Genomic DNA, 26,535 nt, shown 5'->3' on the forward strand with positions numbered 1-26,535 from the left:
TAATACGCCCCGTACGTCGGGCGGACCTCACTCGTCTTCGTCACATTTTCGCGTGAAGGCCAGCAACATGCCCAACGCCAGCCCCGCAGCCAGCAAGGACGAGCCGCCATAGCTCACGAAAGGTAGGGTCATTCCCTTGGCCGGCAACAACCGCACGGCAACGCCCATGTTGATGATCGCCTGCATGCCGAACAGCGCCGCAAGCCCCGTGCCCGAAAGGCGTACGAAGACATCCCGCTCCTGCGCCAGCCGGGTCAACGCGCGCACCACGATGAACAGGAAAACAGCGATGATCAGCAAGACGAGCACCAACCCATATTCCTCTGCCGCCACAGCGATGATGAAGTCGGTATGGGCATCTGGCAGCCGTTCCTTGACCAAGCCCTCCCCCGCTCCAACACCCAGAAAGCCGCCTTCGCGAATGGCCGCCTCGGCATAGCCAAGCTGCGTACGCGGATCGACATCAGGATTGAGATAGCCGTCAATGCGCCGGGCCACATGTTCTGAGTTCTGATAGGCAAAGACACCGAATGCCATCACGGATGAGGCCATGCCGCACAGCAACCAGACCGGGGCACCCGCCACGAAATACATCAGGCCCCACGACGCGAGGATCAGGCTCGCCTGCCCATAATCTGGCTGACGCACGAGAATGCCTGCAACAGCGACGGCCAGCGCAAGGCTCAACAACATCCCCGGAGGCCCATGCCGCGCCATCGACCCGGTCATCAGCCAGGCGGCCACGACAACAAAGACCGGCTTCATGAATTCGGAAGGCTGGACGCTGAAGAACCCCAGTGAAAACCAACGGATCGCGCCCTTGCCGAAATCCGTGCCGAAGACCGGCAGCGCAAGCAGCGCAATCAAGCCGATAACACACCCCAGCGTCGCCCAGCGCCGGATCGCCTTGGGCGAGAGCATCGACACGATCAGCATCGCCGTGAGGCCAATCCCGCCAAAGAACAACTGCCGTTTGACGTAGAAGAACGGCTCTTGCCCGTTGTCGAGCGCCAGCGGCGGGGAGGCCGCGAGGCCCAGCAGGATCCCGACCAGAAACAGCGTCAGGATCGCAGCCAGTGTCCAGCGGTCCACGCTCTGCCACCACCGTGTCAGAATCGGTTCCTGTTCCGGCGCCGTGTCGGCCCCGAACGTCATGTCGGTCATGAGCTTGCCCTGCCCTTGCCTATGGTCTGCCTCTGCACCCCGCCTGTTATCCGGCAGGTGTGCTCACCTCACAGTAGCGTGAAACGCATTGCGCATCCAGTCTTGTGCGCGCTCAGTCGATCCGACGCTGCGCGAGGTAGATTGTGTGCATATCGCTCTGCGGGTCTTCGGGCCGGAAGTCGATCAAATCGAACCCGTTTTCGTCCAGCACGGCCTTCACATGATCCGGGTCGAGACTGGCGTGATAAACCTCTTCGGGGCCGACCCGCCCCCAAACCTCACCCGCGCGCGGACCGCTGGTGAACATCAACGGCGCGCCGGGTCTGGCATGGGCCGCAAAGACAGGGAACATCTCGGCCTGCGCCTGCGGTGTCAGGTGAAAGAAACTGTTCCACGCAATCACGCCGGCAAAACGTGTCTGCAAATCCAGCCTGCGCATATCGCCTTGCGTCCAAAGCTGATCCGGCATCCGCGTTTTTGCGATTGCCAGCATCGCGGCTGCAATATCAACACCATGCACCGACCGACCGGCCTCGACAAACCAACGCGCAATCGGCTCCCCGGCCCCGCAGCCAAGGTCAAGAACGCTCCCCTCCGGCATCATGGCCTCAAAACGTGAGAGCCAGCGGGTTTCGAACCCTCCCCGCATGCGGCGTTCGTCGAAGGTGACGGCCTGCCGCTCATAGGTGCCCGCAATATCCTCAGGCCCGCGCCGCTCCGCCCGATCAGACAGCCACCGGGCGATGAACATATCACGCCCATCCAAAGGCAGATCGAGGCCATCCTGCCGATGCCGCAGTCGCACCGCGCGCAAAAGCACCTCAAATGCAACATCCGACGTCCAGCCGGCCTGACCCGCCAGCATTTTGAACCGGGACGCATCAACCACTCCGTCAACACCCTCCGGCACCGAGATCGCCATTCCGGCCCGCTCCAGCAGCGCCCAATCGAAGGCCACACCGGGATCACTCTTGCGACCCGGCGCCAGATCCGAATGGCCGATGACATTCTCTTTCGGGATCGACCAGCGCCCCATTATACCGCGCAACAAGGCAAGCAATGCGCGCATTTGCGCCGCTTCAAACGGACCGGTCCCCGGATAGTCCAGTTCGATCCCGATGGAACGGGAGTTCATGTCCTCATGCCCCTGCCAGGACCCCGCACCCGCATGCCAGGCGCGATCGGCCTCGGCGACCAGACGGCTCACCGTGCCATCAGCGGCAATCACATAATGCGCCGACACCTGAAACTCCGCCGAACAGAGGCGCTCAATCGCGGCCTCAGCGCTCTCCATTGCGGTGTAATGGATCACGATATGGGAGGGCGCCTCACAGCCGCGCCGCTCCCCAAAATTCGGCGAAGGCCGCTCGATGATCTCCACGGGGGCGTTCCTTCTTCTTGGCTCAAATATCCCCGCCGGAGGCGTGGCTCAGTGCGCCGCAATCCACGCCGCCAGAATATCGCGCGCGGCTTCCAGATCAGAGGTCTCGATCATCTCCGTCACCGTGTGGATATAGCGGGTACCCACGACGATCCCGATGGCCCGCGCACCTGCCGCGGCCTGCTGTGCTGCGGCACCATCCTGACCGCCAGAGGCGAGAATGGTGCGCTGGAACGGAATGCCCTTGGCCTTGGCCAGCGCCTCAACCTCCTCGACCAACTCAATATCAGCGATGAATGAGCCGTCTTTGATGTGCAAGCCAAAGCCCTTGCCCTGCTCTGTCACGGCCTGCGGCTTGGGCACGCCGGGCGTATCGCAGGACAATGTGACATCGATGCCAAATCCGATATCCGGCTTGATGGCATGAGACGCGGTGCGCGCGCCGCGCAGGCCAACTTCTTCCTGCACGGTGAAGGCCACGTGCAACTCGCAATCATGGCCACTTTCCTTGGCTGCCCGCAGCGCCTCGATCCCCAGCCAGCACGCGATGCGGTTGTCGAGCGCCTTTGAGACGACCTTGTTGCCCATTTCAACGAAGGGCTCATCCATGACCACATAGTCACCTATCTGAACGTGATCCTTGGCAGCCTTTCCCATGCCGATATCCACGAAGAAATCGGCGATCTCAGGCACCTTCTTGCGATCTTCGGGAGAGGCGATGTGCACCGGCTTCCCACCCGGGTTCATGACGCCCTTCAGATCTCCGTCGCCCGTGCAGACCAGCACCCTGCGGGAGAAGAGGTTCCGGTTGTCAAATCCACCGACCGGATTGACATGGATCCAGCCCTCATCGCTGACATGTGAGACGAGGAACCCGATCTCATCCATATGGCACAGCAACATAACACGCGGGCCCGACCCTTTGCGCATGGCCAAAAGGTTGCCCAACGGATCCACCCGCACCTCATCGGCCAGACCTTCGATCTCACGCGCAATCAAATCGCGGATGCGATGCTCCCGCCCCGGGACACCGGGTGTTTCACACAAGCGTTTGAGAAGATCGGTCTGCATGGGCTGGCTCCTTTGTTGGAGGCAAACTTATGGTCGCAGGCGGGCAGAGGAAAGGGCCACGCGGTCAATCAACCGCATCATGACAAACGGCCTCGATATTGTGTCCGTCAGGATCGAACACAAAGGCCCCGTAGTAATGGGCGTGATAATGCGGCCTCTGCCCCGGCGCACCATTGTCGCGCCCCCCGGCGGCCAGGGCCGCTGCATGAAATGCATCCACCGCCGCCCGGTCCGCTGCGCTGAAGGCCACATGCAAAGGACCGGAGGTTGGCGCATCCCCGCTCAACCAGAACTGCGGCCGCTCCCGCCCGAACCCGCAAACAGGAACACCACCCGTATGCTCCATCGGGACATCGAACAGCCGCCGGATGCCAAGTGGCTCCAGAGCCTTGGCATAGAACGCGGCCGACACCCCAAAATTTGCGGTGCCGATTGTGATATGGTCGATCATGGCTCTCCTCGCGTGCCGATCCAGCCCCCTCGGGATGAGCCTAGACCGGCGACGGCACAATCGCCAACTACACTCAGGCCAAGACAATGATGGCGGAGCCTAGGACCGCCAACGCAGCCCCCACAATCGCAGGCCACGGCGGAATCAGCCGATCCCGCAGCCCGACAATTGCAATCACGAGGATGGGGGAGAGCGATGCCAGCACCGTCGCAATGCCCGCGTCAAAATGGGCAAGCGCGAATAGAAGCAGCGAGGATGACAACACATAACCGATGAAACCGGGCAGGATCGTCTGCGCCAGCAGGCTCGGCGTCATCTCCGCCTCGCTTCGGAAGATGGCGGAGGGCCACAATCCGATGACAGAGATGATCAGGGCCGCTCCACCAAGCCGAACAGCAGAGGCGGCCAACGGGTCCAGGCCCGCTTGCAGCGCCGGTTTCAGCACCAGAAACCCCAGCGCCATGCAGCCCGTGGCCAGCAGACCTAACATGATCACAACCAGCAAGCTGCCCTCCAGCGTATCCCGCTTAGAGCGCGCATCTGTTCCGAACAAAATGGCCAACGCGATACCCGCCAGTGCCACTGCAGCACCTAAGAGATCACTCAGATGCGGGATTTCGCCCAGCCAAACGAATGCCATTGCACCAATGATGGGGGCCTTCAGAGCCAGCATCAGTTCCGTACGCCTCGGTCCCCCCCGTCGCAGACACGCGATCATGGCAAGGTTGCCCGCGAAAATACCTATCGCGGTGCTGACAACAAAAGCCGGCCAAAACCCCCAATCTACACTCTGCCACAATCCCAGGACCGTGCAGATGACCGCCAAAATGCCAAAACAGGACACCAATTGAACCCGCGTGAATTCAAAGGCGCCCAGCGCACGGGCTGGCCTTTGCGCCAAAACAATGCCCGTCGCCCAGCCGGCAGACGCCAGCAGAGCAGCAACAGGTGCAAGTAAGAGCATGGACGCGACCTCCAGATTCGCTACACTATGCGTAGCAATACACCGCTATCGAAAGTGTAGCAACATGGAGATCTCATGCCCATCGACATCCCCACACCCGGACAGCCTGTGCGCGGTTCCAGCACCGGAAAGCCGATCATGGCGCTGTTCGACCTGCTCGGGCGCAGTTGGGCCCTCGGCGTGATCTGGCAGCTCTCGGACAGGGCGCTCACTTTTCGCCAACTGCAAACCGCGTGCGAAGGTGTGTCCCCCACAGTTTTGAACAAGCGGCTAAAAGAGCTGACGGCCAGCGGCTTCGTTGTCAGAAATGATCAGGGCTACCTGCTCAGCCCATCAGGGGCCCAGCTTCTGGCCCTGCTCCGCCCGCTCGGCCATTACTCAGAAGATTGGGCCGAGACTTTCACCCAAACTGGTGAATCTCTTGCGGGACATTCGCCAGACGCTCCCCGCCCAGGTCCGTGACCACGAACGTGTCAGTGATCGCGATGCCCCAATCCGGTGTCCAGAGGCCGGGCATCAGGTGGAACGTCATGCCCACTTCCAGCGGTGTCGTGTCGCCGGGGCGCAGGCTCATCGTGCGCTCACCCCAGTCGGGCGGATAGGACAGACCCACGGGATAGCCTGTCCGGTTGCCTTTCTCGATGCCGGCCCGGCGAAACGCGGCATAGACATGCTCGGCCACCTCTTCACAGGTCGCTCCGGGTTTTGCCGCCGCGATCGCTTCCGCGCTCGCCTCAATCACCACCGCCTCGGCCCGCGCGATGTCCGCGGGCACCTTCCCGGCGAACAGTGTCCGAGAGGTCGGGCAATGATAGCGGCTCTTACAACCGGAAATCTCGAAATAGGTGGCTTCCCCCTGCGCAAGCGGCCGCTCGACCCACGTGATGTGAGAGGCCGACGCCTCCACCCCACTTGGCGCAATAGGGGCAATCGCGGGATAATCGCCCGTGATCCCGTCCACACCGCGTACACCGGCAGCCTGAACCTCAGCAACCAATGCCGCCTTACTGCCCTCGATCCGCGCATTTTCGCGGAGAACCTGATGCATATGCTCGCTCAGCCGCGCGGCCTGACGCATCAAGCCCAGCTCAGCATCCGACTTCACCGCCCGGCACCAGTTCACAAGGCCTGTGGCATCCAAGAACTCCGCCCGTGGCAGCCCCGCGCGCAGCTGCTCCAAGCAGCGCGCAGAGAAATAGTAATTGTCCATTTCGACCCCGATCGGCCCGTCCAGCTCGCGGTCCTGCAGCAGCTCCACCATATGATCGTAGGGGTGATGATCGGGATGCTGCACCCACGCCTCCGGCCAATCGGTCAAATTGTCAGGGGCCAGCCAGGTCGTCTGCGCCGCCCCGGCCTTGTCCTGCGTGCGCCCCCACCAGATCGGCTCGCCCTTCGCAGAAACAATCACGGCCTGATCAACATAGAACGACCACCCGTCATAGCCGGTGATCCAAGCCATATTGGACGGGTCGGTTACGATCAGCGTGGCGATACCGGCACGATCCATCCGGGCCCGAACACGGGCCAACCGGGTCGCATATTCAGCTGGGGAGAAGTCACTGGCGGGCATAGCGCAACTGTCCGCGCCGAACCGGGCTTGTGTCAATCGGGTTTCAGGTGTCGGCCATTTGCCCGCTGGCCTTATAGAAACTGAGATCTGCGCCACCACGTCACGGACCGCCCCCCTGTTCAAAACAGGGGTTTCACGCTATCTGCCACCCCATGAGCATGTCGTACAAATCCCGCCGCCGATGGTCCCTCGTGATTCTTCTGGTCGGCCTGCCGGTCTATATCGGCGTTGTGTGGTTCATTCTCAGCCTGATTCCGCGCCCCCCGATCCTGCTGGAGCTGGCGCTTTACGTCTTCTTCGGCCTCGCGTGGGCCCTGCCCTTCAAAAACGTTTTCAAAGGGGTGGGCAAAGCCGATCCCGATGCGGACCCCAACTGACTGTAACGGACACAATCGGCGCCCTTGCGCGATTTGGCCGATTATCCCATGAAAGACGCGATTTGACGCGCGAAAGGACGAGCCATGGCTGACGGAGCCCCCATGATCACCGACACCCCGACCAAGGACATCTCGGTGCGCGAGGCGTTCGGCATCGACAGCGACATGACCGTCAAAGGGTTCGAGAACGGCTCCGACCGCGTGCCCGATTTCGATAGCACCTACAAATTCGACCGCGACATCACCCTCGCGATCCTCGCAGGCTACGCTCACAACCGCCGTGTGATGATCCAAGGCTATCACGGTACAGGTAAGTCGACCCACATTGAACAGGTCGCAGCGCGCCTGAACTGGCCCTGCGTACGTGTGAACCTCGACAGCCACATCTCCCGGATCGACCTGATCGGCAAGGATGCGATCAAGCTCAAGGACGGCAAGCAAGTCACCGAGTTTCAGGAAGGCATCCTGCCCTGGGCGCTGCGCAATCCCGTCGCCATCGTCTTTGACGAATATGACGCAGGCCGCCCCGATGTGATGTTCGTCATCCAGCGCGTGTTGGAAAAGGACGGCAAGCTGACATTGCTCGATCAGAACGACGTCATCACGCCGAACCCCTATTTCCGCCTCTTCGCCACGGCAAACACCGTTGGCCTTGGCGACACGACCGGCCTCTATCACGGCACGCAGCAGATCAACCAGGGCCAGATGGACCGGTGGAGCCTTGTTGCCACGCTCAACTACCTGCCCCACGCGGCAGAGACGGAGATTGTCGTGGCCAAGAACCCGACCTATTCCGACGATGCAGGCCGCAAGACGATTGCCCAGATGGTGACCGTTGCCGACCTGACCCGGACAGCGTTCATGAATGGCGACATCTCCACCGTGATGTCCCCGCGGACCGTGATCGCCTGGGCAGAGAATGCGCGCATCTTCAACGATGTCGGCTTCGCCTTCCGCCTGACTTTCCTCAACAAATGCGATGAGCTGGAGCGCCAGACAGTTGCCGAGTTCTATCAGCGTTGTTTTGACGAGGAACTGCCCGAAAGCGCAGCCAGCGTGAGCCTGGGATGATCGGCAGGGCGGTTTTGCTCTGTGCACTGGTTGCTGTGCCCGCCGGGGCGCAGAACAGTGACGCGGCAGACCCGCTCTTCATCGATGTCGGGAACGGCGACGCGGCCTCCGATGACGGCTTCTCGACCCTGGTCTCCGATCAACTCAACCAGGCGGATGGCTATTTCATCTCGGTAGATGACGATGCGGACACTCCGCTGGCTGATGACAACACAGCAGACCAACCGAACTACCCCATCCTGCCGATCATTGATTTGGCTGAGGGTGGCGCGTCCGAGATTGATCTGCGGGACCGATGCGCGGCCTATGCGTCCAGCCTCTACACCGTCACCGCGCGGGAGCAGATGGCAGGCACCGCGCGCACCCGGTTTCGGGCACAATTTGCCCGCCACCTGCGAGCCGCCATTGATGCGCGGATAGAAGCCGGGCTGACACGCCCAGTTGCCGAGGATGCCGCCCACAGCGCGGTCGTGCCGTTGGCGCAAATCTATATCGAGATCTGGCGCACGACGCGCAGACGCACCGGATCTTATTTCGACAGTGAGCTGCGGCGGGCCGACCATACGGCCTGTCAAACGCTCGAAGATGGCGGCGTCGCGCACGAACCCCGCGCCACCATCACCCAACAGCTCGAAACCGGTGCCGTTGGCACGTTCGGGCAGGACAATTGAGACCGGGCCGCATGGCAGGCAGCCCGCGTGGAAGGCGGAATTGAGATGAACAATACCAACGACAACCCCGCCGATCCGTTCAAGAAGGCGCTGGCAGAGGCGACCCGCACACTGGCCAACGAGCCTGAAATGAAGGTTACCTACTCAGTCGATCCGCCCGGATTGAGCAATGACAGCGCCCGCCTGCCACAGGTCACCCGCCGGATGACCCGGGACGAGGTGATGCTGGCACGCGGTGTGGCGGATGCCTATGCGCTGCGAACCCGGTTCCACAACGCGCAGATGCACGCCCGCTATGAGCCACAGGGCGAAATGGCTCGCGACATCTACAACGCTCTTGAAACCGCACGGTGCGAGGCTGTCGGCACCCGCGCCATGCCCGGATGCGCCGGTAACATTGACGCAAAGATTGCAGCCGACGCCAAGCGACAGGGCTTTGGCGAAATCACAGAAGCCGGACAGGCCCCCCTGGCCGAGGCCGCAGGCTATCTGCTGCGCCATTTGGCAACAGGCCGCGACCTGCCGCCAGATGCGGCCAATGTGATGAACCTATGGCGCGGTTTCCTCGAAGGTCAGGCGGGCGATGCGTTCGAGAATGTCGACGACGTGCTCGCCGATCAGCAAGCCTTTGCCAAATTCGCCCGTCAGGTGATCGACGATCTGGGCTATGGCGAACAGCTTGGCGACGACCCGGATGAGGCGGACGATCAGGAAGGCGAGGACGCCGTAGAAGAGGAAGAGGCCGCCGAAGAGGATCAGCCCGACGGGGATGAGAACCAGGACAGCGACAGTTCCGACGAAACGTCCGAGGAAACTTCCGAGGCCGATCCAGACGCCGCCGAGGCGCAGGTCGCTCAGGAAGATGCCGAAGATCAGGAGATGTCGGAGAATGCGGAGCAGATGGAGGGAGAGCCCCCCGCCGACCTGCCACCGCCACCGGTTTCCGAAGCCGATCCAGATTACCGCGTCTTTTCCGACGCCCATGACGAGGAAATCGCGGCAGAGGATCTTGCCAGCCCCGATGAGTTGGAGCGGCTGCGCAAATATCTCGACCAGCAACTCGAACCGCTCAAAGGCGCGGTCAGCCGCCTGGCAAACCGCCTGCAACGCCGCCTTCAGGCCCAGCAGAACCGCTCCTGGGATTTCGATCAGGAAGAAGGCGTGCTCGACGCAGGCCGCCTCGCTCGTGTGATCGCCAACCCGACAACTCCGCTTAGCTTTAAGGTGGAGCAGGATACAGAGTTCCGCGACACCGTCGTGACTTTGCTGCTCGACAATTCCGGCTCGATGCGCGGACGCCCGATCTCCATCGCCGCGATCTGCGCCGATGTGCTCTCCCAGACGCTGGAACGCTGTCAGGTGAAGGTCGAAATTCTGGGCTTTACCACCCGCGCATGGAAGGGTGGACAGGCGCGCGAGGAATGGCTGAAAGCCGGGCGCGAGGCGAACCCGGGCCGCCTCAACGACCTGCGCCACATCATCTACAAGCGCGCCGACGCCCCATGGCGCCGCGTGCGCCCCAATCTGGGCCTGATGATGAAAGAAGGGCTGCTCAAGGAAAACATCGACGGCGAAGCTCTCGAATGGGCCCACAAGCGCCTGACCGGTCGGCCAGAGGCGCGGCGGATCATGATGGTGATCTCCGACGGTGCTCCGGTGGACGACTCGACGCTCAGTGCCAATCCGCCGAACTATCTCGAAAAGCACCTGCGCGACGTGATTGCGATGATCGAAAAGCGCAAACAGGTGGAACTGCTCGCCATCGGTATCGGCCACGACGTGACGCGCTATTACCAGCGCGCGGTTACGATCACGGATGTGGAACAACTGGCCGGTGCGATGACTGAACAGCTGGCAGCGCTCTTCGAAAGCGACCCGCGCCTGCGGGACAAGGCGGCGCGTCGCAAAGCGTCCTAAGCGCCCTTGATCACTGCCTTTTGGGTATTTGAACCAATCCGAAGCAGAGCATCCCGTTTCGGATTGGCAAAAATACCCCTACTTCAGTTGCGTCAGGCAGCCCGTGTCGTCCAGCAGGGTGCGCGTGGTTTCAGAAAGCTCCGCCTCCGCGAACCGCTTGCGCAGCCGGTTCAGGCAGCGCACCTGCCAGCGGAACGGCGGCTGGATAAGTTTGCCCGACGGCAAATCGATCTCAACCCGATCCCCATCCGCCTCGGCCACAGCCTCATTGGCATGCAGGAACGGCAGATAATGCGAGCCGGCAAGGCGCAGAAGGGCAATGACCGCCGGATCAACCTCATCTGACCAAGTGCCCAGTTCGAGGCCAGAAAGGTCATCGAGTCGCCTCAGCCAATGCGCCACGCTGGGCGCACGTTCCCGCAGGATCGACCCGGGTCCGGGATCCTCGGCCAGTTGGCTGAGCTGACCGAACAGAGCGAAATCCGCGATGCCCGGTCGTGTGCCGAAAAGATACCGCCCCCGCTTTGCCAACGGCTCCAGCGCGTCGAGCACATCGAGATAGCCCTGCTCGACAACGGGCGCATTTTCCTGCGTCGCGCCAATCATCGCCATGCGCTGCATCTGACGGTCGCGCAAGTTGCGCGGCAAGGCATCGCGCATCGCCTCTGGCAGGGTCGCTCCGATATCGGCGGTCAGCCATCCGGTCGCAAAGGCAATGCTTTCGGGGTCCGACCAGCGATACCAGAACATCGCCTTGGTCAGCCATTCATCCGCCAGATCCTCGATCAAGGCCGCGAGGAAGGCCGCATCCCCGGGGGGGATCACACCGCGGCGGTTCACGATCTCAACCTCCAGCACCTCTGCCATCTTTGTGCTGTCGATCATGTCGCGGCCCATCGGATGTCGCAGAACCGGCAGGATGATCGGCGCGACCTTAACCTCGCGGCCGGTCAGTTGCGGCATCTCCACGATCCACTCAAACGGGATCTGGCGATAGCGCATCAGCGCCCGCATTTTCATCGAATAGGGTGAGGCGGTCAGCCCGATCAACTGATAGGGCGCACTCATTCTGCCGCGTGGGCCAGACGCGCCCCTCCTCCCAGACGAAAGGCCATGTCGACATAGTGCTGGGCGATGTCCGCCGGCGCCAGCCGGCCCCCCTCCCGATACCATGTACTGACGCCGGTCAGCATCGCAATCATCGCCATGGTCGTAAGGCGGGCATCGTCAATCACGAAACAACCGTGCGCCTGACCCTCAACCAAAATACCTTCGATGATCTGCTCATATTCCCGACGCAACACCTCGATCCGCGAGAAGTTGTCAGGGTCAAGATTGCGCAATTCCATATACGAGATGAACACACGCTCGGGCCGTTCGATGTGATAAGCAATGTGGAAGCGCACGAACTGCTCCAGCCGCAGTTCGGGAGAGGCTTCCGCAGAAACATTCTCAGCCGCCCACGCGGCCAGAAGATGCTCCATATGGTTCTTCAGAATTTCGTAGAGCAGCGTCTGCTTGTCGGGCGTGTAGAGGTAGAGCGCCCCGGCCTGCACGCCCACGGCGCTGGCGATCTGCCGCATAGAGACGGCAGCGAAACCATGCTTGGCAAAAAGCGTGACCGCAGCTTCCTGCACGGCCACACGTGTCTTTTCCCCGCTCGATCCAGACTTGCGCGCCATTCCGGCCTCTCTTTCCGTTCAGAGCAACGTAACTGAACAGGCGTGCAGTTGCCAAGCGTATCGCTCAGGTTGCACCTTCAAGGGCCGCCAGCATCAGGCGCTGTGTATACGGATCCTGCGGTGCATCAAAGATCTGCTCGGTGGGACCAGCCTCAACGACATCGCCCAGCTTCATGACCATCACCTTATGGCTCAACGCGCGCACGACCTTCAGATCGTGAGAGATGAAGATATAGGCCAAGCCGTATTTCGCCTGAAGCTCCCGCAGCAATTCAACGATCTGCACCTGCACTGTCATATCCAGCGCAGAGGTCGGCTCATCAAGCACCACGACTTTCGGGCGCAGGATCATCGCCCGCGCAATCGCGATCCGTTGGCGTTGACCGCCGGAGAATTCGTGCGGATACCGGTCCATCGCCGCCGGATCGATCCCCACTTCTTCCAGTATTCGTGCGACCTGCTCGCGCACTGGCGCCGTTTCGCCAGTGTCATGGATGCTCAACCCTTCGGCCACGATCTCCGCCACGCTCATCCGGGGCGAAAGAGAGCCATAGGGATCCTGGAACACCATCTGGATGTCGCCACGTATGGGCCGCAGTTCCTTGTTCTTGAGGCCCTGAATATCGCGCCCCATGAACACGATCGGTCCTTCGGAGGAGATCAGCCGCATCACTGCAAGTGCCAATGTGGTCTTGCCAGAGCCGCTCTCCCCCACAATGCCCAGCGTCTCACCAGCGCGAACCGTGATAGAGGCCGCATTCACCGCCTTCACGTGGCCCGTGACCCGGCGCAAGAAGCCAGTCTTGATCGGGAACCAGATGCGCAGGTCATCCGTCTCCACCAATGTCTGCGCTCCATCAGGCACAGGGGCAGGTGCGCCCGATGGTTCCGCCCCCAAAAGCTTCTTGGTGTAGCCGTGCTGCGGATTGGTAAAGAGGTCCTGCGTCGGACCGGCCTCAACAATCTCACCATCCTTCATCACGCACACTTTGTTGGCGATCCGGCGCACGATGGTCAGATCATGGGTGATGAACAGCATCGCCATGCCCTCGGATTGCTGCAACTCCCGCAACAATTCGAGTATTTGTGCCTGGATCGTCACGTCGAGCGCGGTCGTCGGCTCATCCGCAATCAACAGCTTCGGCCCGTTTGCCAGCGCCATTGCAATCATCACACGCTGGCGCTGCCCGCCTGAAAGCTGATGAGGATAAGAGCCCAACCGGCTCTCCGCATCCCGGATGCCAACCTTATCGAGCAGTTCGATGATCCGCGCCCGCGCTTTCGCCCCATCAAGACCCTGATGGATCAGCAGGCTTTCGCCCAACTGCTTTTCAATCGTGTGTAGCGGATTGAGAGAGGTCATCGGCTCCTGAAAGATGAAGCTGATGTCGTTGCCCCGGATTCGGCGCAGCGCGGCGTTGTCAGCGCCGCGGATTTCCTCACCCTCATAGCGAACGGAGCCCGTCACCTCGGCGCTGTCCGGTAGCAGATCGACGGTGGACAAGGCGGTCAGCGACTTGCCTGAGCCGGACTCGCCCACCAACGCAACTGTATCACCCGCCTCAACGGTGAAGCTGACCCCCTTCACGGCCTCAAACGCGCCAAAGCGGATCGCGAGATTTTCGACCTCAAGAACACTCATTTCATCACCTTGCGCGGATCGAACGCATCACGCACACCCTCGAAGATGAAGACCAACAGCGACAGCATGATCGCGTAGGTGAAAAAGGCCGTGAACCCGATCCAGGGCGCCTGCAGGTTTTCCTTGGCCTGCAGCGTCATCTCCCCCAGCGAGGGGGCCGAGACCGGCAAGCCGAAGCCCAGGAAGTCGAGCGTTGCCAGTGTCGAGATCGCGCCCGTGATCAGGAACGGCATCAGCGTGACGGTGGCAACCATCGCGTTGGGAAGCACATGGCGCCAGATGATCGTCGCGTCTGAAACACCCATTGCACGGGCCGCGCGGACATACTCGAAATTACGTGCCCGCAGGAACTCCGCCCGCACAACACCTGTCAGCGCCGTCCAGCCAAACAGGCAGATCAACCCGATAAGCAGCCAGATATTCATCGTGAACAAGGCCGCAACGATGATGATCACGTAAAGCTGCGGCGTACTCGACCAGATCTCGATGAAGCGCTGGAACAACAGGTCCAGCCAGCCGCCAAAATAGCCCTGTGCCGCCCCCGCCGCGATACCGACCACACTGGAAATGATCGTAACCGTAAAGGCGAACAGCACCGCTGTGCGGAAACCATAGATCACCCGCGCCAGCAGATCGCGCGACTGATCATCCGTGCCCAGCCAGTGATCTCCGTCGGGGGCCGAGGGCGCACGCTCCACCTCGTAATTGATCGTATTGTAGGAATAGGGGATCAGTGGCCAAAGGATCCAACCCTTCTCGATCTCCGCCCCGGCCACGACGCCATCCTGTGCATCCGCGATGATCTCGTTAGGATCTTCCCAGAAACAGTCCTCAAGCCCGCCGGTAATGATTAAACACTGCACTTCGGGCGCGGGATAATCCGCTTCCGTCTCGAACTCCCCCCCAAAATCCGTCTCGGTGTAAGAGAACAGGAAGGGAGAGCGCAGCTCACCCTGATAGCTGACCAAAAGCGGCTTGTCGTTCGCCACCACCTCGGCAAACAAAGTGATCACGAACAGAACCGCAAAAATCCAGAAGGACCAATAGGCCCGCGTATTGGCCTTGAAAGCGGCAATGCGCCGTTGCTGTAGCGGGGAAAGGCTCATGTCTCGCGGCTTTCAAAATCAATGCGCGGATCGACCCAGACATACATCAGGTCAGAGATGATACCGACGACCAGACCCATCAGGCTGAAAATGTAGAGCGTGCCGAACACGACCGGATAGTCCCGTCCCAGGGCGGCCTCAAACCCAAGCCGCCCCAGCCCGTCGAGCGAGAAGATCACCTCGATAATGATCGATCCGGTGAAGAAGACGGAAATGAAGACCCCCGGAAAGCCCGCGATAATGATCAACATCGCGTTGCGGAACACATGACCATACAGCACACGCCGTTCGGTCAGGCCCTTGGCCCGCGCCGTCATCACATATTGCTTGCGGATCTCGTCCAGAAAGCTGTTCTTGGTGAGCAGTGTCAGCGTCGCAAAACTGGAAATCGTCATCGCCGTCACCGGCAGCGCGATATGCCAGAAATAGTCCACAATCTTCATCGGCCAGCTCAACGTCTCCCAATCAGTAGAGGTCAGCCCGCGCGCCGGGAAAATCTGGAAATAGGAACCACCTGCAAACAGCACCAGCAGCAAAATTCCGAACAGAAAGCCCGGAATGGCATAGGCCGCGATAATGACGCCAGACGTCCAATTGTCGAAACGGGAGCCATCCTGCATCGCCTTGCGAATGCCCAACGGGATCGAGATCAGATAGGCCAACAGCGTGGACCAAAGCCCCAGGCTGATCGACACCGGCATCTTCTCAAGCACCAGATCAATCACCGTGATCGAACGCTGATAGCTCTCTCCAAAATCGAAGCGGATATAATTCCACAACATCAGAAAGAACCGTTCGACCGGCGGCTTATCCAACCCGTATTGCCGCTCAAGCTCTTCAATGAAATCCTGCGGCAGGCCCCGCGCGCCCTGATACTCGACGTCGCCGGTTTGGCCGGTCTCACCGGACCCGCCAAAATCACCGCCGCCCCCACCGGTGATCCGGTCGGTCACATTGCCTTCGCCCTCGATCTCGGCAAGCACCTGTTCAATGGGCCCGCCCGGCACGAATTGCACCAGCGCGAAGTTGATGAGCATGATGAAAAAGAGCGTCGGCACCACCAGAAGGAGCCGACGCAGGATATAAGCTGCCATGGTGCCTTACAGTGCCCCGGCCGCGCGCAGCTCTTCCGCCCGCTCCTCGTTCCACCACCATGTGCCGGTGCCAAGCGCAAATGGAGGCTTGGTCTCAGGGCGCTCATAGACATCGCGATAGGCTATGAAGTGCTGACCCGAATAGAATTGCGGCACCCACAGATGCATGGAGCGCAGCACACGGTCCAGCGCCCGTACACGCACGTTCAACTCATCCCGGTTTTCAGCCTGGGCGATCAGTTCGATCAGCGCATCGACACCCTCATTGGCCAGACCCATCACGTTGGCCGTATCCAGTTCGTTGGCCGAGGAGGATCCGAAAATGCCAACCAGCTCTGTGCCCGGCGTCAGGCTCATCGCATAGCGGCGCGTCGTCATGTCGAAGTCGTAGTTCTTCTCGCGCTCCTGCGCCTGCGCATTGTCGATCAGCGGCGCAACAACCTCGATCCCCAACCGCTCCAGATTCTGGATGAAAGGGTTGATAATGCGCTCGAACGCGGGGCTGTCATTCAGGATCTCAAGTCGGAACTGCTCACCATCTGCGTCCACCAGCTTGCCATCCACGATGGTGTACCCCGCTTCGCGCATCAGGGCCGTCGCGCGCCGCAAGGTCCGACGATCCAGCCGCTCAGCCGACGACACAACGGGGGAGAATGCTTCCTCCGTGAACACCTCTTCAGGGAAGTGCTCGCGCAGCGGCTCAAGGATCGCCAGCTCTTCCTCTGTCGGCATGCCTTCCGCCTGCAGATAGGAGTTTTCCCAGAAGCTGTCGGTCCGGTTGTAGAGGTCGTAGAACAGCGCGCGGTTGGACCATTCGAAATTGAACATCATCCCGATCGCTTCGCGCACGCGCGGATCCTGAAATTGCGGGCGGCGCAGGTTAAACCACCAGCCCTGCGTTCCCGTCGGGGTTCCGTCGATCAGCGTCTCGGTCACGACATGACCCGCCTCGATCGCAGGGAAGTCGTAACCCGTCGCCCACTGACGCGAGGAGTTTTCAGAACGGAACGTGTAAGCCCCTGCCTTGAATCCCTCAAACGCGGCGGTGGAATCCGCAAAATACTCCACGCGCTGCTCATCGAAATTGTTCGAGCCCCGGTTCACCGGCAGGTCGGCGCCCCAATAGTCCTCGACACGGGAATAGGTGATCGAGCGCCCCTCATCCAAATCGCTCAGCACATAAGGGCCTGAGCCGGGTACCGGCTCCATCGACGCTTCCGCAAAATCATTCTCGGCAAGCCACGCGGCAGGGAAGATCGGCAATCCGCCAACCGTGCCCGGCATGTCGCGCACCGGCGCACCTTCCGTGAACGAGAACTTGATCCGTCGCTCATCCAATACCTCGACCCCGGCCACATCGCGGAAGATCCCCAGCCGGTACACCGGACGCCCATCATTGTAGAGCGCCCAATACGACGCCTCAGCATCCGCAGCGGTCACTGGGCTGCCATCGTGGAACCGCGCCTCAGGCCGGATGTTGAAGATGATCCAGGAACGATCCTCGGGATATTCGATGCTCTCGGCCAGCAAACCATAGAGCGCATCAGGCTCGTCCGCCGAACCGGTCAGCATCGTGTCGTAGAGAATCCCGACAGAGCGTGCGCCATTGCCATTCAGAATATAGGGCCGCATCGAGTCAAAGCTGCCGAACCCCCAGGTCGTGAAGAACCCACCTTTCGGGGCATCCGGGTTCACATAGTCGAAATGGGTGAAGTCCGGCCCGTATTTCAGATCGCCAAAGCTGGAGATACCATGCGCGGTGATGATCTCCTGTTCGGCCATTTCTGCCGTATCGGACGTCTCTTGCGCGCGGAGCGTTTCAACCGCACCTCCAAGCGCAAGAAGGGCTGCAAGGCCAATAACCTTCACCTGATCGCGCAAAGGCGCAGTCAGCGTGGTGGCAACAGGGCGGCGGCTGGTCCGGGTCGGGGTCATGCACGTCTCCACGTAAAAAATGTCACATATGAATCGGTAGAGCGCTGAGGGGTGCCTTTCAAGGCGCGAAGTGCCACCTGCGGCGCGACAACACAGCGAAATATGCGTTTTCGCGGCTTTGTGACCAACTGTGGGTCATCCAGGATGCGGAGTGGCCCCTTTCAAACGAAAAAGGCCGCCCCAAAGGACGGCCCAATTCAGTGGCTATCAGAAGGCTTACTGGCCCGCCGATTCCAGATAGGCGATCAGGTCGGCACGGTCCTGCTGATCACGCATCCCGGCATAGCCCATGCGCGTGCCCGGCAGCCAATCGCGAGGCGCGGCAAGGAAGCCGTCGAGGCTTTCATAGTCCCAAACGCCACCCTTCTCAGCCATCGCCGAAGAGTACCGGAAGCCCTCGATCGCGCCGATCTCACGACCGACAATATTGTAGAGCGACGGGCCGGTGCGGTTCACGCCCTCGTCCAGAACGTGACAGGCGCGGCAGGCACGGAACAGGCCTTCACCATTCGAGGCATCCGCCGTCTCCATGAAGGCCGGAACACCAGCGCCGGTTACCGCCTCTTCGACGGCTTCCACGGCTTCACCAGCCGCCTCGGTCACCTCTTCAACGGCCGATTCAACAGCGTCGCCTGCATCCGCGAGCAGCGATGCCGCTTCGGATTCGGCTGCAGCAGCTTCCTCAGCAGCAGCGGCGGCAGCTTCCTCAGCGGCAGCGGCGGCGGCAGCCTCCTCAGCGGCAGCAGCTTCGGCAGCGGCGGCCTCGGCGGCGGCAGCTTCTTCCGCCGCAGCAGCAGCGGCAGCTTCCTCAGCAGCGGCGGCTTCCGCGGCAGCAGCTTCTTCCGCCGCAGCGGCTTCCGCATTGGTCTCTTCGATCAGCTCGGACGCTTCTTCGTCGACGGTGTTTGCATCTTCCGCCTCAGGTGCGGCTTCCGGCGCAGTCGTGACAGGCTCTTCGGTGATAACGACGTCATCGGTCCCAGCGGCCGTGTTCTCGGTCATGTCCGGATCAGCGGCAGAGACTGTCTCACGCTCATCACCGGCGGCGGGCAGCTCCTCACCCTCAGCCATCGTCTCTTCAGCCATCGCGTCTTCGGCAGGCACCTCAGCAGAAGCCTCAGTCACCATGATGAAATCTTCGATGTTCTGACCAGAAACCTGGGCAAGATAGGCAATCATCTCTGCACGGTCTTCCACGTCCCGCATGCCGTTATAGGCCATCGCGGTGCCCGGCGCCCAGTTGCGCGGGCTTTCCAGGAAGCCGTCCAGCGCGTCAGCAGTCCAAGCGCCCTCAATCTCCATCAGCGCGGAGGAGAAGCTGTAGCCCTCGGCAGACGCAATATCGCGGCCAACGACATTATAAAGGTAAGGTCCAGTGCCGTTCGCACCGTCTTCCAGCTTGTGACAGGCAGAACATGCGCGGAACACATTGTCGCCAATCTCAACGCCAACAAACTCTTGCAGGGCCTCATGAATGGTCGGGCCCGCATCAGCGACAACCATTTCCTCTTCACCAGTTTCAGGCAGTTCGATTTCGAATGCCAGATGGTCATGGTGATGGTCGCCATGATCGGCCGTGCCGTAGATTTCGGAAGAAACCCAGTTCAGCAGCATCAGAACCAGTGCCGCACCAAGCACCCCTGAGAGGATCTTGTTGATTTCGAGCGTATCCATACGTTGCGTGCCTTCCTCTGTTCCCACCTGATTCACAGTCCTGCGCCGGTGGGGTGATGTCTCGCGCGTGTTACTAGCCGTTCCATATAGCGCAATTCAAGGTATAGAAAGCGCGACACAGTGCTTCATTCCCCGAGGACGCAAAAAATGGACAGAACCGGCACGATCTCTTTCCAGGGTGAGCTTGGCGCATATTCCCACCAGGCGTGCCGGGAGATGTTTCCGCATATGGAGCCGCTGCCCTGCCGCACTTTTGAAGAGGCGATCGCAGCCGTGCGCGAACGGCGTGCCGATCTGGGCATGATCGCGGTTGAAAACTCCACCTATGGCCGGGTCGCGGATGTCCACCAACTGTTGCCCGGCTCCGGCCTGCACATCGTGGGGGAGCATTTCGTCCGCGTTAACATCAACTTGTGGGGGGCGCCCGGCGCGAAAATCTCGGACGTGCGAGAGGCGATGAGCCACACTGTTCTTCTGGGGCAGTGCCGTCCCTTCCTGCAAGAGCACGGGATCAAACCGATTGTCGGGGCTGACACCGCCGGTTCCGCGCGCGAAGTGGCAGAGGGTGGAAACCCGGCCCGCGCCGCCCTCGCCTCCGATCTTGCCGGAGAGATTTATGGACTCGACCTGCTCGCCCAGCATATCGAGGAAAACAAAACCAATACGACGCGCTTCCTCGTCATGGCCCCCGATGGTGTGATGCCAGAGGCATCGTCTCGCCCGATGATGACCAGCTTCCTGTTCCGTGTCCGCAACATCCCCGCCGCGCTCTACAAGGCGATGGGGGGATTCGCGACGAATGGCGTGAACATGACGAAGCTGGAAAGCTATATGCTCGACGCCAGTTTTACCGCGACCCAGTTCTTCGCAGAGGTCGACGGCCACCCCGACGATCCGGCGGTTGCACGCGCGCTGGAAGAGCTCGACTACTTCTGCTCCGAATTGCGCATCCTCGGCGTCTATCCCAAGTCCAGCTACCGGGTTTGATGTGAAGATTCGCCCTGCCCGTCCTGCCGATTTGCCAGCGCTGATCGAAATGCTCTGGGCTGATCCACAGGGCAGATTGCGGGAGGACTGCACCGCAACGGGGAGAGCGAAGTATCAGGCCGCTTTTGATGCCATCAAAGCCGATCCGAACGCACATCTCTTCGTCATGACGCGGGCTGAAGAGGTTATTGGGTGCGCGCAAATCAACATCCTCGCGGGTCTTTCCTATTCCGGCACTACGCGCGGACTGATCGAAGATGTGCGTGTAAGAGAGGATGAACGGGGGCAGGGCCACGGCAGACGTCTGCTTGAGCATCTGTGCAATTTCGCGACGGCACAGGGATGCGGCCTTGTCGAACTTTTCGTGCATCAGGATCGCGACAGGGCTCACTATTTCTACCGTGAGCTTGGATTTACCCAATCCCATTTCGGCTTCCGCCGCACGCTTTAGACGTCACTCTCCCGGCATCTGGGGAGGGTCGCCCGGCTTTGGCTTGGTGAAGGGATAGACAAACTGCCGCCAGTACCCGCGCGGGACCGTGTTGCCAACGACCCCGTAATTCTCCGGCCACTCCTCCTCGGGCAGGTGATGCGTGCCGAACAGCCAATCATAGATCGGAAAATGCGAGGCATAGTTGATATCGATCGCCGCCCGGTCACTGCCGTGATGCCAATGGTGAAAACGTGGGGTGACGAGGAACCGCTCAACAAACCCGAACTTCCATCCGATATTCGCGTGAATGAAGCTGGAATAGAAATAAACGATCAGCAGATAGGCTTGGATCGCCTCAGGCTGAAAGCCAAGAGTGAACATCGGCACCGCGGTGAAGCCACGCAGCACGGCGATCTCGATGAAATGCATGCGCGCGCCCGCCAACCAATCCATCTTCTTGGTCGAATGGTGGATGGCGTGGAATCTCCACAGCACTGGAAATGTGTGAAAGGCCCGGTGCACCCAGTATTGCACGAAATCTGTGGCCAGCATGATGATGATGACCTGGGCCCAAAACGGCAGGTCAACGATATATCCGCGCACGGCACCCAGATCCGCTTGCGCATTGACGTAATTCGCAGGCGCAAGTGTCAGGAAACCCAAAACTTGCACCAGCATCGAACTGACGAGGTAATAAAACATGTCCTCCTGCCACTCTGCACGGAAGACCGTCTGCTCGGTGCGGGCAGGAAAGAACCGTTCCAGCGGGACAAACAAAAAGCCCACGACCAGCACGTTGACGATGAAATAATCCAGCCCGAAATAGAGGCTCTGCGCCGCTTCCCCCCGTTCAGGCTGTGCCGTCGCCATAAGGGATGCGATCACGGAAATCGCAAGCGCGGTCCATCCAAGCGTCTTGTTTCGGTTCAGAATCAGGCTCAGCAGTGACAGCGCATATCCAGCCAACAGGACGAACCGCAGGAAAACGGTCGTATATCCCCCCGAATGCACAAACGCGATCTCGGGGTATGAGAATGTTTCGGGATACCACCGCAGCACGACCATCAGGAATCCGGTGATCGCGGCCAACAGCGCCAGAACGCCCGACAACCAACCACTGCCGATGGGCCGCTTTTCCCGCGGCATCTCAAGTTGCCGCTTCAAGTCCCGCAGATACGCCACGAAAGCCACTCCCCAAAAATACGACAAAGCAGTCCCTGAACGTCAAAATGGGCGCCCGGCGTCAGGAAGCTCAAGTGCGAATTGGTACCTCTGCTTGTGATCGCTAGAGCTGCCGTCATGATGTGCTTAAGCCAGGATACCTTCCGCCTCAAGAAATGTCGCTTTATCGCCTCGATAGGCGACGATCTCCAAATAAGTGTGATGGACCTTGAGCTGCGAAGAGATGATCTGCGCCAAACGCCTCTCAGCATCTTCCCTCGTCGGAAAATCATTGGGTGCGCCTGCTAGAGCCTTCGGTCCTGAACTTGGTACGCGCAGCAGCAGATATCTCTTCCCGGATGTGGACACGTTTTCTCTCCAGACATGCGAGCGTAAAGCGTGAATGATCTGATGCCACGCCCGTCGTAGATATGTCGACATGCGTTTGCACACACGGTGCACGGGTTGTGCACGCGTGGTGTACGCTTTGTGCACAGCAGATCAGACAGCATCAGGACGGCGTGAAGCCGCCCCCGGTCGGGGTGTCGAGCCAGTAGACATCCCCTGCTTTCAGCTCTGTACGATCCGCAGATTTCAGTGTCTCGACACGCCCATCGGCGCGCACCACACGACTGACGCCCAGCGCTCCGGCCTCGCCCCCTTCAAGGCCTGGTGGCGGCACCAGACGGTGGCCGGTCAGGATCGCCAATGTCATGCCTTCGAGGAAACGCGTCTTGCGTCGTGTCCCGTCGCCACCTGGAAATTCTCCTTTACCGCCAGAGCCTTGGCGAAGCGAAAATTCGTCGAGAACAACCGGGAACCGCCATTCCAGCACCTCGGGATCGGTCAGCCGCGAGTTGGTCATATGAGAGTGCACGCCGCCTGTGCCAGGATGCCCCGCGCCGTTCACCAGCCGCCCCGCGCCGGTCCCACCGCAGATCGTCTCGTAATACTGATGGTCGGCGTTGCCCCATGTGGTGTTATTCATCGTGGATTGCGCTGCCGCCTGCACGCCCAACGCCAACAAAAGAGCACTTGTAACAGCCTGAGAAGTCTCAACATTTCCAGCGATAACCGCGGCTGGATATTCCGGCGAAAGCATCGTGCCCTTGGGCAGGATCACCTCCAACGGCTTCATGACACCTTCATTCATCGGGATGTCGTCATCGACCAAAAGGCGGAAGACATAAAGAACCGCCGCCCGCGTCACCGGCTCCGGCGCATTGTAATTCGTCGCCAGTTGCCCAGTCGTTCCGGTGAAATCCACGGTTGCGGATCGGCTGTCCCGATCCACGGTGATCCGCACCCGAACTTCACGCTCTTGCCCATCGAAGTCAGGGTCCATTTTGTAAATATATTCAGCATCATGCAGCGTTTCGATGGCGCGGCGAACACATTCTTCCGCATTGTCCTGAACATGCCGCATATAGGCCTGCACGACATCAAGACCGAAGAGGGCCACCATCTTGTGCAGCTCCGCCGCACCCTTCGCACAGCTTGCCACCTGCGCCTTGAGGTCCGCGATATTCGTCTCGACCGCGCGGACGGGATATTGCGCGCCGAGCAGCAGGGCCTCGGTTTCGGATTGGCGGAAATACCCATTGTCGACCAGTTTCCAATTGTCGATCAACGCCCCTTCATCGTGGATTGTCCGACTGTCCGGCGGCATGGACCCCGGCGTCAAACCACCCACATCGGTGTGATGACCGCGGGCAGACGTGAAAAACAGCAACTCGCCCTCATCCGAAAAGACCGGTTGGACGAGGGTGATGTCGGGCAAATGGGTGCCGCCATTGTAGGGCGCGTTCAGCACATAGGCGTCGCCCGGTCCCATATCGGGGTTCTGAGCAATGATGGCCTTCACGCTGGCCCCCATCGAGCCAAGATGCACTGGCATATGCGGCGCATTGGCGATCAGGTCGCCAGCGGCGTCGAAGATCGCGCAGGAAAAGTCGAGACGTTCCTTGATCGTGACTGAGGCGGCGGTGTTCTCCAACACCGCGCCCATCTGCTCGGCTATGCTCATGTAAAGGTTGTTGAAAACCTCGAGCATCACTGGATCGGCTTCGGTCCCGACAGCGTGGGCATCCGCGCGAGCTTCGATCCGGTGCAGCGTAACATGGTCGTGGGCGGTGATGCGCGCCTGCCAACCCGGTTCGATCACAATCGACGTATGCTCTTCCACCAGAACAGCCGGGCCCGTCACGGTATCGCCCGGGCGCAATACGTCCCGACGCACAAAGCGGGCATCGTGCCATCCGCCCGAATAGATCGGTGCTTCGAGGGCGGCTTCGTACATCTCCGCACGCGCTTCCGTGGGGTGGGTGGCCTCAGCCAGATCACCCGCTTCACCAATGGCCTCGACCGCCACGCTTTCGATGATCAGCGCGGCGTCGCCCGGGGCAAAGCCGAACCGTTGCAGGTGCGCTTCGGCGAACTGGTCTTTCAATGTGGCAAGATCCGAAAAGGGGATCGGCAATGCGGTGTCCGTGCCTTTCACCTTGATGTTGAGAACCGTATCGAAACGGATCGCGGCCTCGGTCACGCCCTGCCCCATCACCTCATCCGCCGTCCGCGCCATGAGGCTTTCAACGATATTGGCCGCTTCGAGCCGCGAGGCATCGGCCAGTTCAGCCTCCATCGCCTGCTGGCGACTGGCCCGAATGTCCGCAAGCCCCATGCCATAGGCGGAAAGCAGCGAGGCAAATGGGTGGATCAGGCAGGTTTCCATCCCCAGCGTATCCGCAATTGCGCACGCATGTTGTGCGCCAGCCCCGCCAAAGACGGTCAGGCAATATTTCGAAACTTCATAGCCGCGCTGAACGCTGATTTTCTTGATCGCGTTGGCCATGTTTTCAACCGCGATGCGCAGGAATCCATCCGCCAGCTCTTCAACGGGCAGGCCCGCTTCGTCAGCCAATTTCCCAAATGCGGTGCGCGTCGCATCGACATCCAGCGGTTGATCCGCATTGGGGCCGAAAATCGCGGGGAAGAACTCTGGGCGCAATTTACCGGTCAGAACATTGGCATCCGTGACGGCGAGCGGCCCGCCTCGGCCATAGCAGGCTGGGCCAGGATCGGCACCGGCGCTTTCGGGCCCGACCCGCATGCGCTGTCCGTCAAATGTCAGAAGGCTGCCGCCCCCGGCAGCCACGGTGTGGATGTTCATCATGGGCGCGGTGATGCGCACACCGGCGACTTCGGTGTTGAGCACCCGTTCATATTCGCCCGCAAAGTGGCAAACGTCGGTGGAGGTGCCCCCCATGTCGAAGCCGATGATCCGGTCAAAGCCCGCAATCTGCGATGTACGGACCGCCCCGACGACGCCGCCTGCCGGACCGGAGAGGATCGCGTCCTTGCCCTGGAAAAGCCTTGCGTCCGTCAGACCACCGGAAGACTGCATGAACATCAAACGACCTGCCGGATCGCCATCAAAGGCGTCTGCAACCCGGTCCACGTAGCGCCGCAAAATGGGGGAGAGATATGCATCAACCACGGTCGTGTCGCCGCGGCTGACCATCTTCATCAGCGGGGACACTTCGTGGCTGACGCTGACTTGAGAGAACCCAAGCTCACGCGCAATCCGCGCCGCCTCGGCCTCATGCCCGGTATGCCGGTATCCGTGCGCAAATACGATGGCGAGGGCGTCGATCCCATCCGCCCGCAATCGGTTCAGATCCGTCTTGAGCTTGTCAGCATCCAGAGGACGCTCCACCGTTCCATCCGCCCGCACCCGTTCCTCGGCCTCGACAACTGCGTCATAAAGCATTTCGGGCAGAACGATGTGGCGGTCGAAGAGGCGGGGGCGGTGCTGATAGGCAAGCCGCAGCTGATCGGCGAGACCTTGCGTGATCACCAGCCCGGTGCGGTCGCCTTTGCGTTCAAGCAACGCATTGGTCGCAACTGTCGTGCCCATCTTCACCGCGCCGATGCGGGAAAGCGGGATCAGCGCATCTGCATCGAGACCCAAAAAGCGGCGGATCGCAGCAAGGGCCGCGTCCTTATATTGCTCAGGATTCTCGGACAGCAGCTTGGCCGTGTGCAACGCCCCGTCAGGATCACGGGCGACGACATCCGTGAAGGTGCCACCACGATCAATCCAGAAATCCCACACACCGCTCATACGTCTCGCCCTCTCTCGTCGCGCGGGCTAGTCTTGGACCGTCAAAAGGCTGAGGGCA

General features: G+C 60.7%; 22 protein-coding genes. 7 read left to right on the plus strand and 15 right to left on the minus strand.

From position 1 onward, the window contains the following. Window positions 1-27 precede the first annotated feature (27 nt). The 5 genes from POI8812_RS12920 to POI8812_RS12945 form a co-directional block, all read right to left on the minus strand. Complete coding sequence (locus POI8812_RS12920) at window positions 28-1,164, minus strand: peptidoglycan glycosyltransferase FtsW (protein ID WP_108782999.1); 1,137 nt, start codon at window positions 1,162-1,164, stop codon at window positions 28-30. A gap of 112 nt (window positions 1,165-1,276) precedes the next feature. Continuing rightward, window positions 1,277-2,545: an N-acetylmuramoyl-L-alanine amidase gene (locus POI8812_RS17775; RefSeq protein WP_211310382.1), complete on the minus strand. Its 1,269-nt coding sequence runs from the start codon at window positions 2,543-2,545 to the stop codon at window positions 1,277-1,279. A gap of 48 nt (window positions 2,546-2,593) precedes the next feature. Continuing rightward, window positions 2,594-3,616, minus strand: a complete 1,023-nt coding sequence (locus tag POI8812_RS12935) for a M42 family metallopeptidase (protein WP_108783000.1) — start codon at window positions 3,614-3,616, stop codon at window positions 2,594-2,596. Window positions 3,617-3,680: 64 nt separating this feature from the next. Beyond that, the gene (locus tag POI8812_RS12940) at window positions 3,681-4,067 is read right to left on the minus strand and encodes a VOC family protein (protein WP_108783001.1); all 387 of its coding nucleotides are present in this window, start codon (window positions 4,065-4,067) and stop codon (window positions 3,681-3,683) included. Between the two features lie 73 nt (window positions 4,068-4,140). Then, window positions 4,141-5,031, minus strand: a complete 891-nt coding sequence (locus POI8812_RS12945) for an EamA family transporter (RefSeq protein WP_108783002.1) — start codon at window positions 5,029-5,031, stop codon at window positions 4,141-4,143. Between the two features lie 75 nt (window positions 5,032-5,106). On the opposite strand from POI8812_RS12945, the gene POI8812_RS12950 reads away from it, so the two are divergent. Beyond that, the gene (locus tag POI8812_RS12950; RefSeq protein WP_181377202.1) at window positions 5,107-5,493 is read left to right on the plus strand and encodes a winged helix-turn-helix transcriptional regulator; all 387 of its coding nucleotides are present in this window, start codon (window positions 5,107-5,109) and stop codon (window positions 5,491-5,493) included. On the opposite strand, the gene POI8812_RS12955 is transcribed toward POI8812_RS12950, so the two are convergent. Next, window positions 5,432-6,604 (minus strand): M24 family metallopeptidase, encoded by a 1,173-nt coding sequence (locus tag POI8812_RS12955; protein ID WP_108783003.1) that lies wholly within the window; start codon window positions 6,602-6,604, stop codon window positions 5,432-5,434. The genes POI8812_RS12950 and POI8812_RS12955 overlap by 62 nt on opposite strands. Before the next feature lie 152 nt (window positions 6,605-6,756). Here POI8812_RS12955 and POI8812_RS12960 point away from each other — a divergent pair, with 152 nt between their 5' ends. The 4 genes from POI8812_RS12960 to cobT all read left to right on the plus strand — a co-directional run bounded on the left by POI8812_RS12960 (window position 6,757) and on the right by cobT (window position 10,640). After that, entirely contained in the window at window positions 6,757-6,981 is a 225-nt protein-coding gene (locus POI8812_RS12960) for a DUF2842 domain-containing protein (protein ID WP_108783004.1), read from the plus strand. An 84-nt stretch (window positions 6,982-7,065) separates the two neighbouring features. Further along, window positions 7,066-8,052 (plus strand): cobaltochelatase subunit CobS, encoded by a 987-nt coding sequence (cobS, locus tag POI8812_RS12965; protein ID WP_108783005.1) that lies wholly within the window; start codon window positions 7,066-7,068, stop codon window positions 8,050-8,052. Next, on the plus strand, window positions 8,049-8,723 hold the full coding sequence (locus POI8812_RS12970; protein ID WP_108783006.1) for a hypothetical protein: 675 nt from the start codon (window positions 8,049-8,051) through the stop codon (window positions 8,721-8,723). Before cobS ends, POI8812_RS12970 begins: the two co-directional genes overlap by 4 nt. Before the next feature lie 45 nt (window positions 8,724-8,768). Continuing rightward, entirely contained in the window at window positions 8,769-10,640 is a 1,872-nt protein-coding gene (gene cobT, locus POI8812_RS12975) for a cobaltochelatase subunit CobT (RefSeq protein WP_108783007.1), read from the plus strand. A 78-nt stretch (window positions 10,641-10,718) separates the two neighbouring features. Here the strand turns inward: cobT and POI8812_RS12980 are convergent, their stop codons facing one another. The 7 genes from POI8812_RS12980 to POI8812_RS17825 form a co-directional block, all read right to left on the minus strand. After that, window positions 10,719-11,708, minus strand: a complete 990-nt coding sequence (locus POI8812_RS12980) for a glutathione S-transferase C-terminal domain-containing protein (RefSeq protein WP_162844912.1) — start codon at window positions 11,706-11,708, stop codon at window positions 10,719-10,721. Further along, window positions 11,705-12,322 (minus strand): TetR/AcrR family transcriptional regulator, encoded by a 618-nt coding sequence (locus POI8812_RS12985; protein ID WP_108783009.1) that lies wholly within the window; start codon window positions 12,320-12,322, stop codon window positions 11,705-11,707. The genes POI8812_RS12980 and POI8812_RS12985 overlap by 4 nt, the downstream gene beginning before the upstream one ends. Window positions 12,323-12,386: 64 nt before the next feature. Next, entirely contained in the window at window positions 12,387-13,964 is a 1,578-nt protein-coding gene (locus POI8812_RS12990) for an ABC transporter ATP-binding protein (RefSeq protein ID WP_108783010.1), read from the minus strand. Further along, a complete protein-coding gene (locus POI8812_RS12995) occupies window positions 13,961-15,070 on the minus strand; it encodes an ABC transporter permease (RefSeq protein ID WP_108783011.1) in 1,110 nt (369 codons plus the stop codon). The genes POI8812_RS12990 and POI8812_RS12995 overlap by 4 nt, the downstream gene beginning before the upstream one ends. Next, a complete protein-coding gene (locus POI8812_RS13000) occupies window positions 15,067-16,164 on the minus strand; it encodes a microcin C ABC transporter permease YejB (RefSeq protein WP_108783012.1) in 1,098 nt (365 codons plus the stop codon). Before POI8812_RS13000 ends, POI8812_RS12995 begins: the two co-directional genes overlap by 4 nt. Before the next feature lie 6 nt (window positions 16,165-16,170). Next, a complete protein-coding gene (locus tag POI8812_RS13005) occupies window positions 16,171-18,099 on the minus strand; it encodes an extracellular solute-binding protein (RefSeq protein WP_108783013.1) in 1,929 nt (642 codons plus the stop codon). 216 nt (window positions 18,100-18,315) lie between these two features. After that, on the minus strand, window positions 18,316-19,773 hold the full coding sequence (locus POI8812_RS17825) for a c-type cytochrome (protein ID WP_245895391.1): 1,458 nt from the start codon (window positions 19,771-19,773) through the stop codon (window positions 18,316-18,318). A 147-nt stretch (window positions 19,774-19,920) separates the two neighbouring features. Between POI8812_RS17825 and POI8812_RS13020 the strand changes: the two genes are divergently transcribed. Both POI8812_RS13020 and POI8812_RS13025 read left to right on the plus strand, forming a co-directional pair. Next, entirely contained in the window at window positions 19,921-20,760 is an 840-nt protein-coding gene (locus POI8812_RS13020) for a prephenate dehydratase (protein WP_108783014.1), read from the plus strand. Between the two features lies 1 nt (window position 20,761). Further along, entirely contained in the window at window positions 20,762-21,211 is a 450-nt protein-coding gene (locus POI8812_RS13025) for a GNAT family N-acetyltransferase (RefSeq protein ID WP_146186172.1), read from the plus strand. 3 nt (window positions 21,212-21,214) lie between these two features. Here the strand turns inward: POI8812_RS13025 and POI8812_RS13030 are convergent, their stop codons facing one another. Together POI8812_RS13030 and POI8812_RS13035 are read right to left on the minus strand one after the other, a co-directional pair. Further along, the gene (locus POI8812_RS13030; RefSeq protein WP_245895393.1) at window positions 21,215-22,375 is read right to left on the minus strand and encodes a sterol desaturase family protein; all 1,161 of its coding nucleotides are present in this window, start codon (window positions 22,373-22,375) and stop codon (window positions 21,215-21,217) included. A 490-nt stretch (window positions 22,376-22,865) separates the two neighbouring features. Next, entirely contained in the window at window positions 22,866-26,477 is a 3,612-nt protein-coding gene (locus POI8812_RS13035) for a hydantoinase B/oxoprolinase family protein (protein ID WP_108783016.1), read from the minus strand. Between the last annotated feature and the right edge of the window lie 58 nt (window positions 26,478-26,535).

Origin of the sequence: Pontivivens insulae, from assembly GCF_900302495.1 — a bacterium.
Taxonomy (GTDB): domain Bacteria; phylum Pseudomonadota; class Alphaproteobacteria; order Rhodobacterales; family Rhodobacteraceae; genus Pontivivens; species Pontivivens insulae.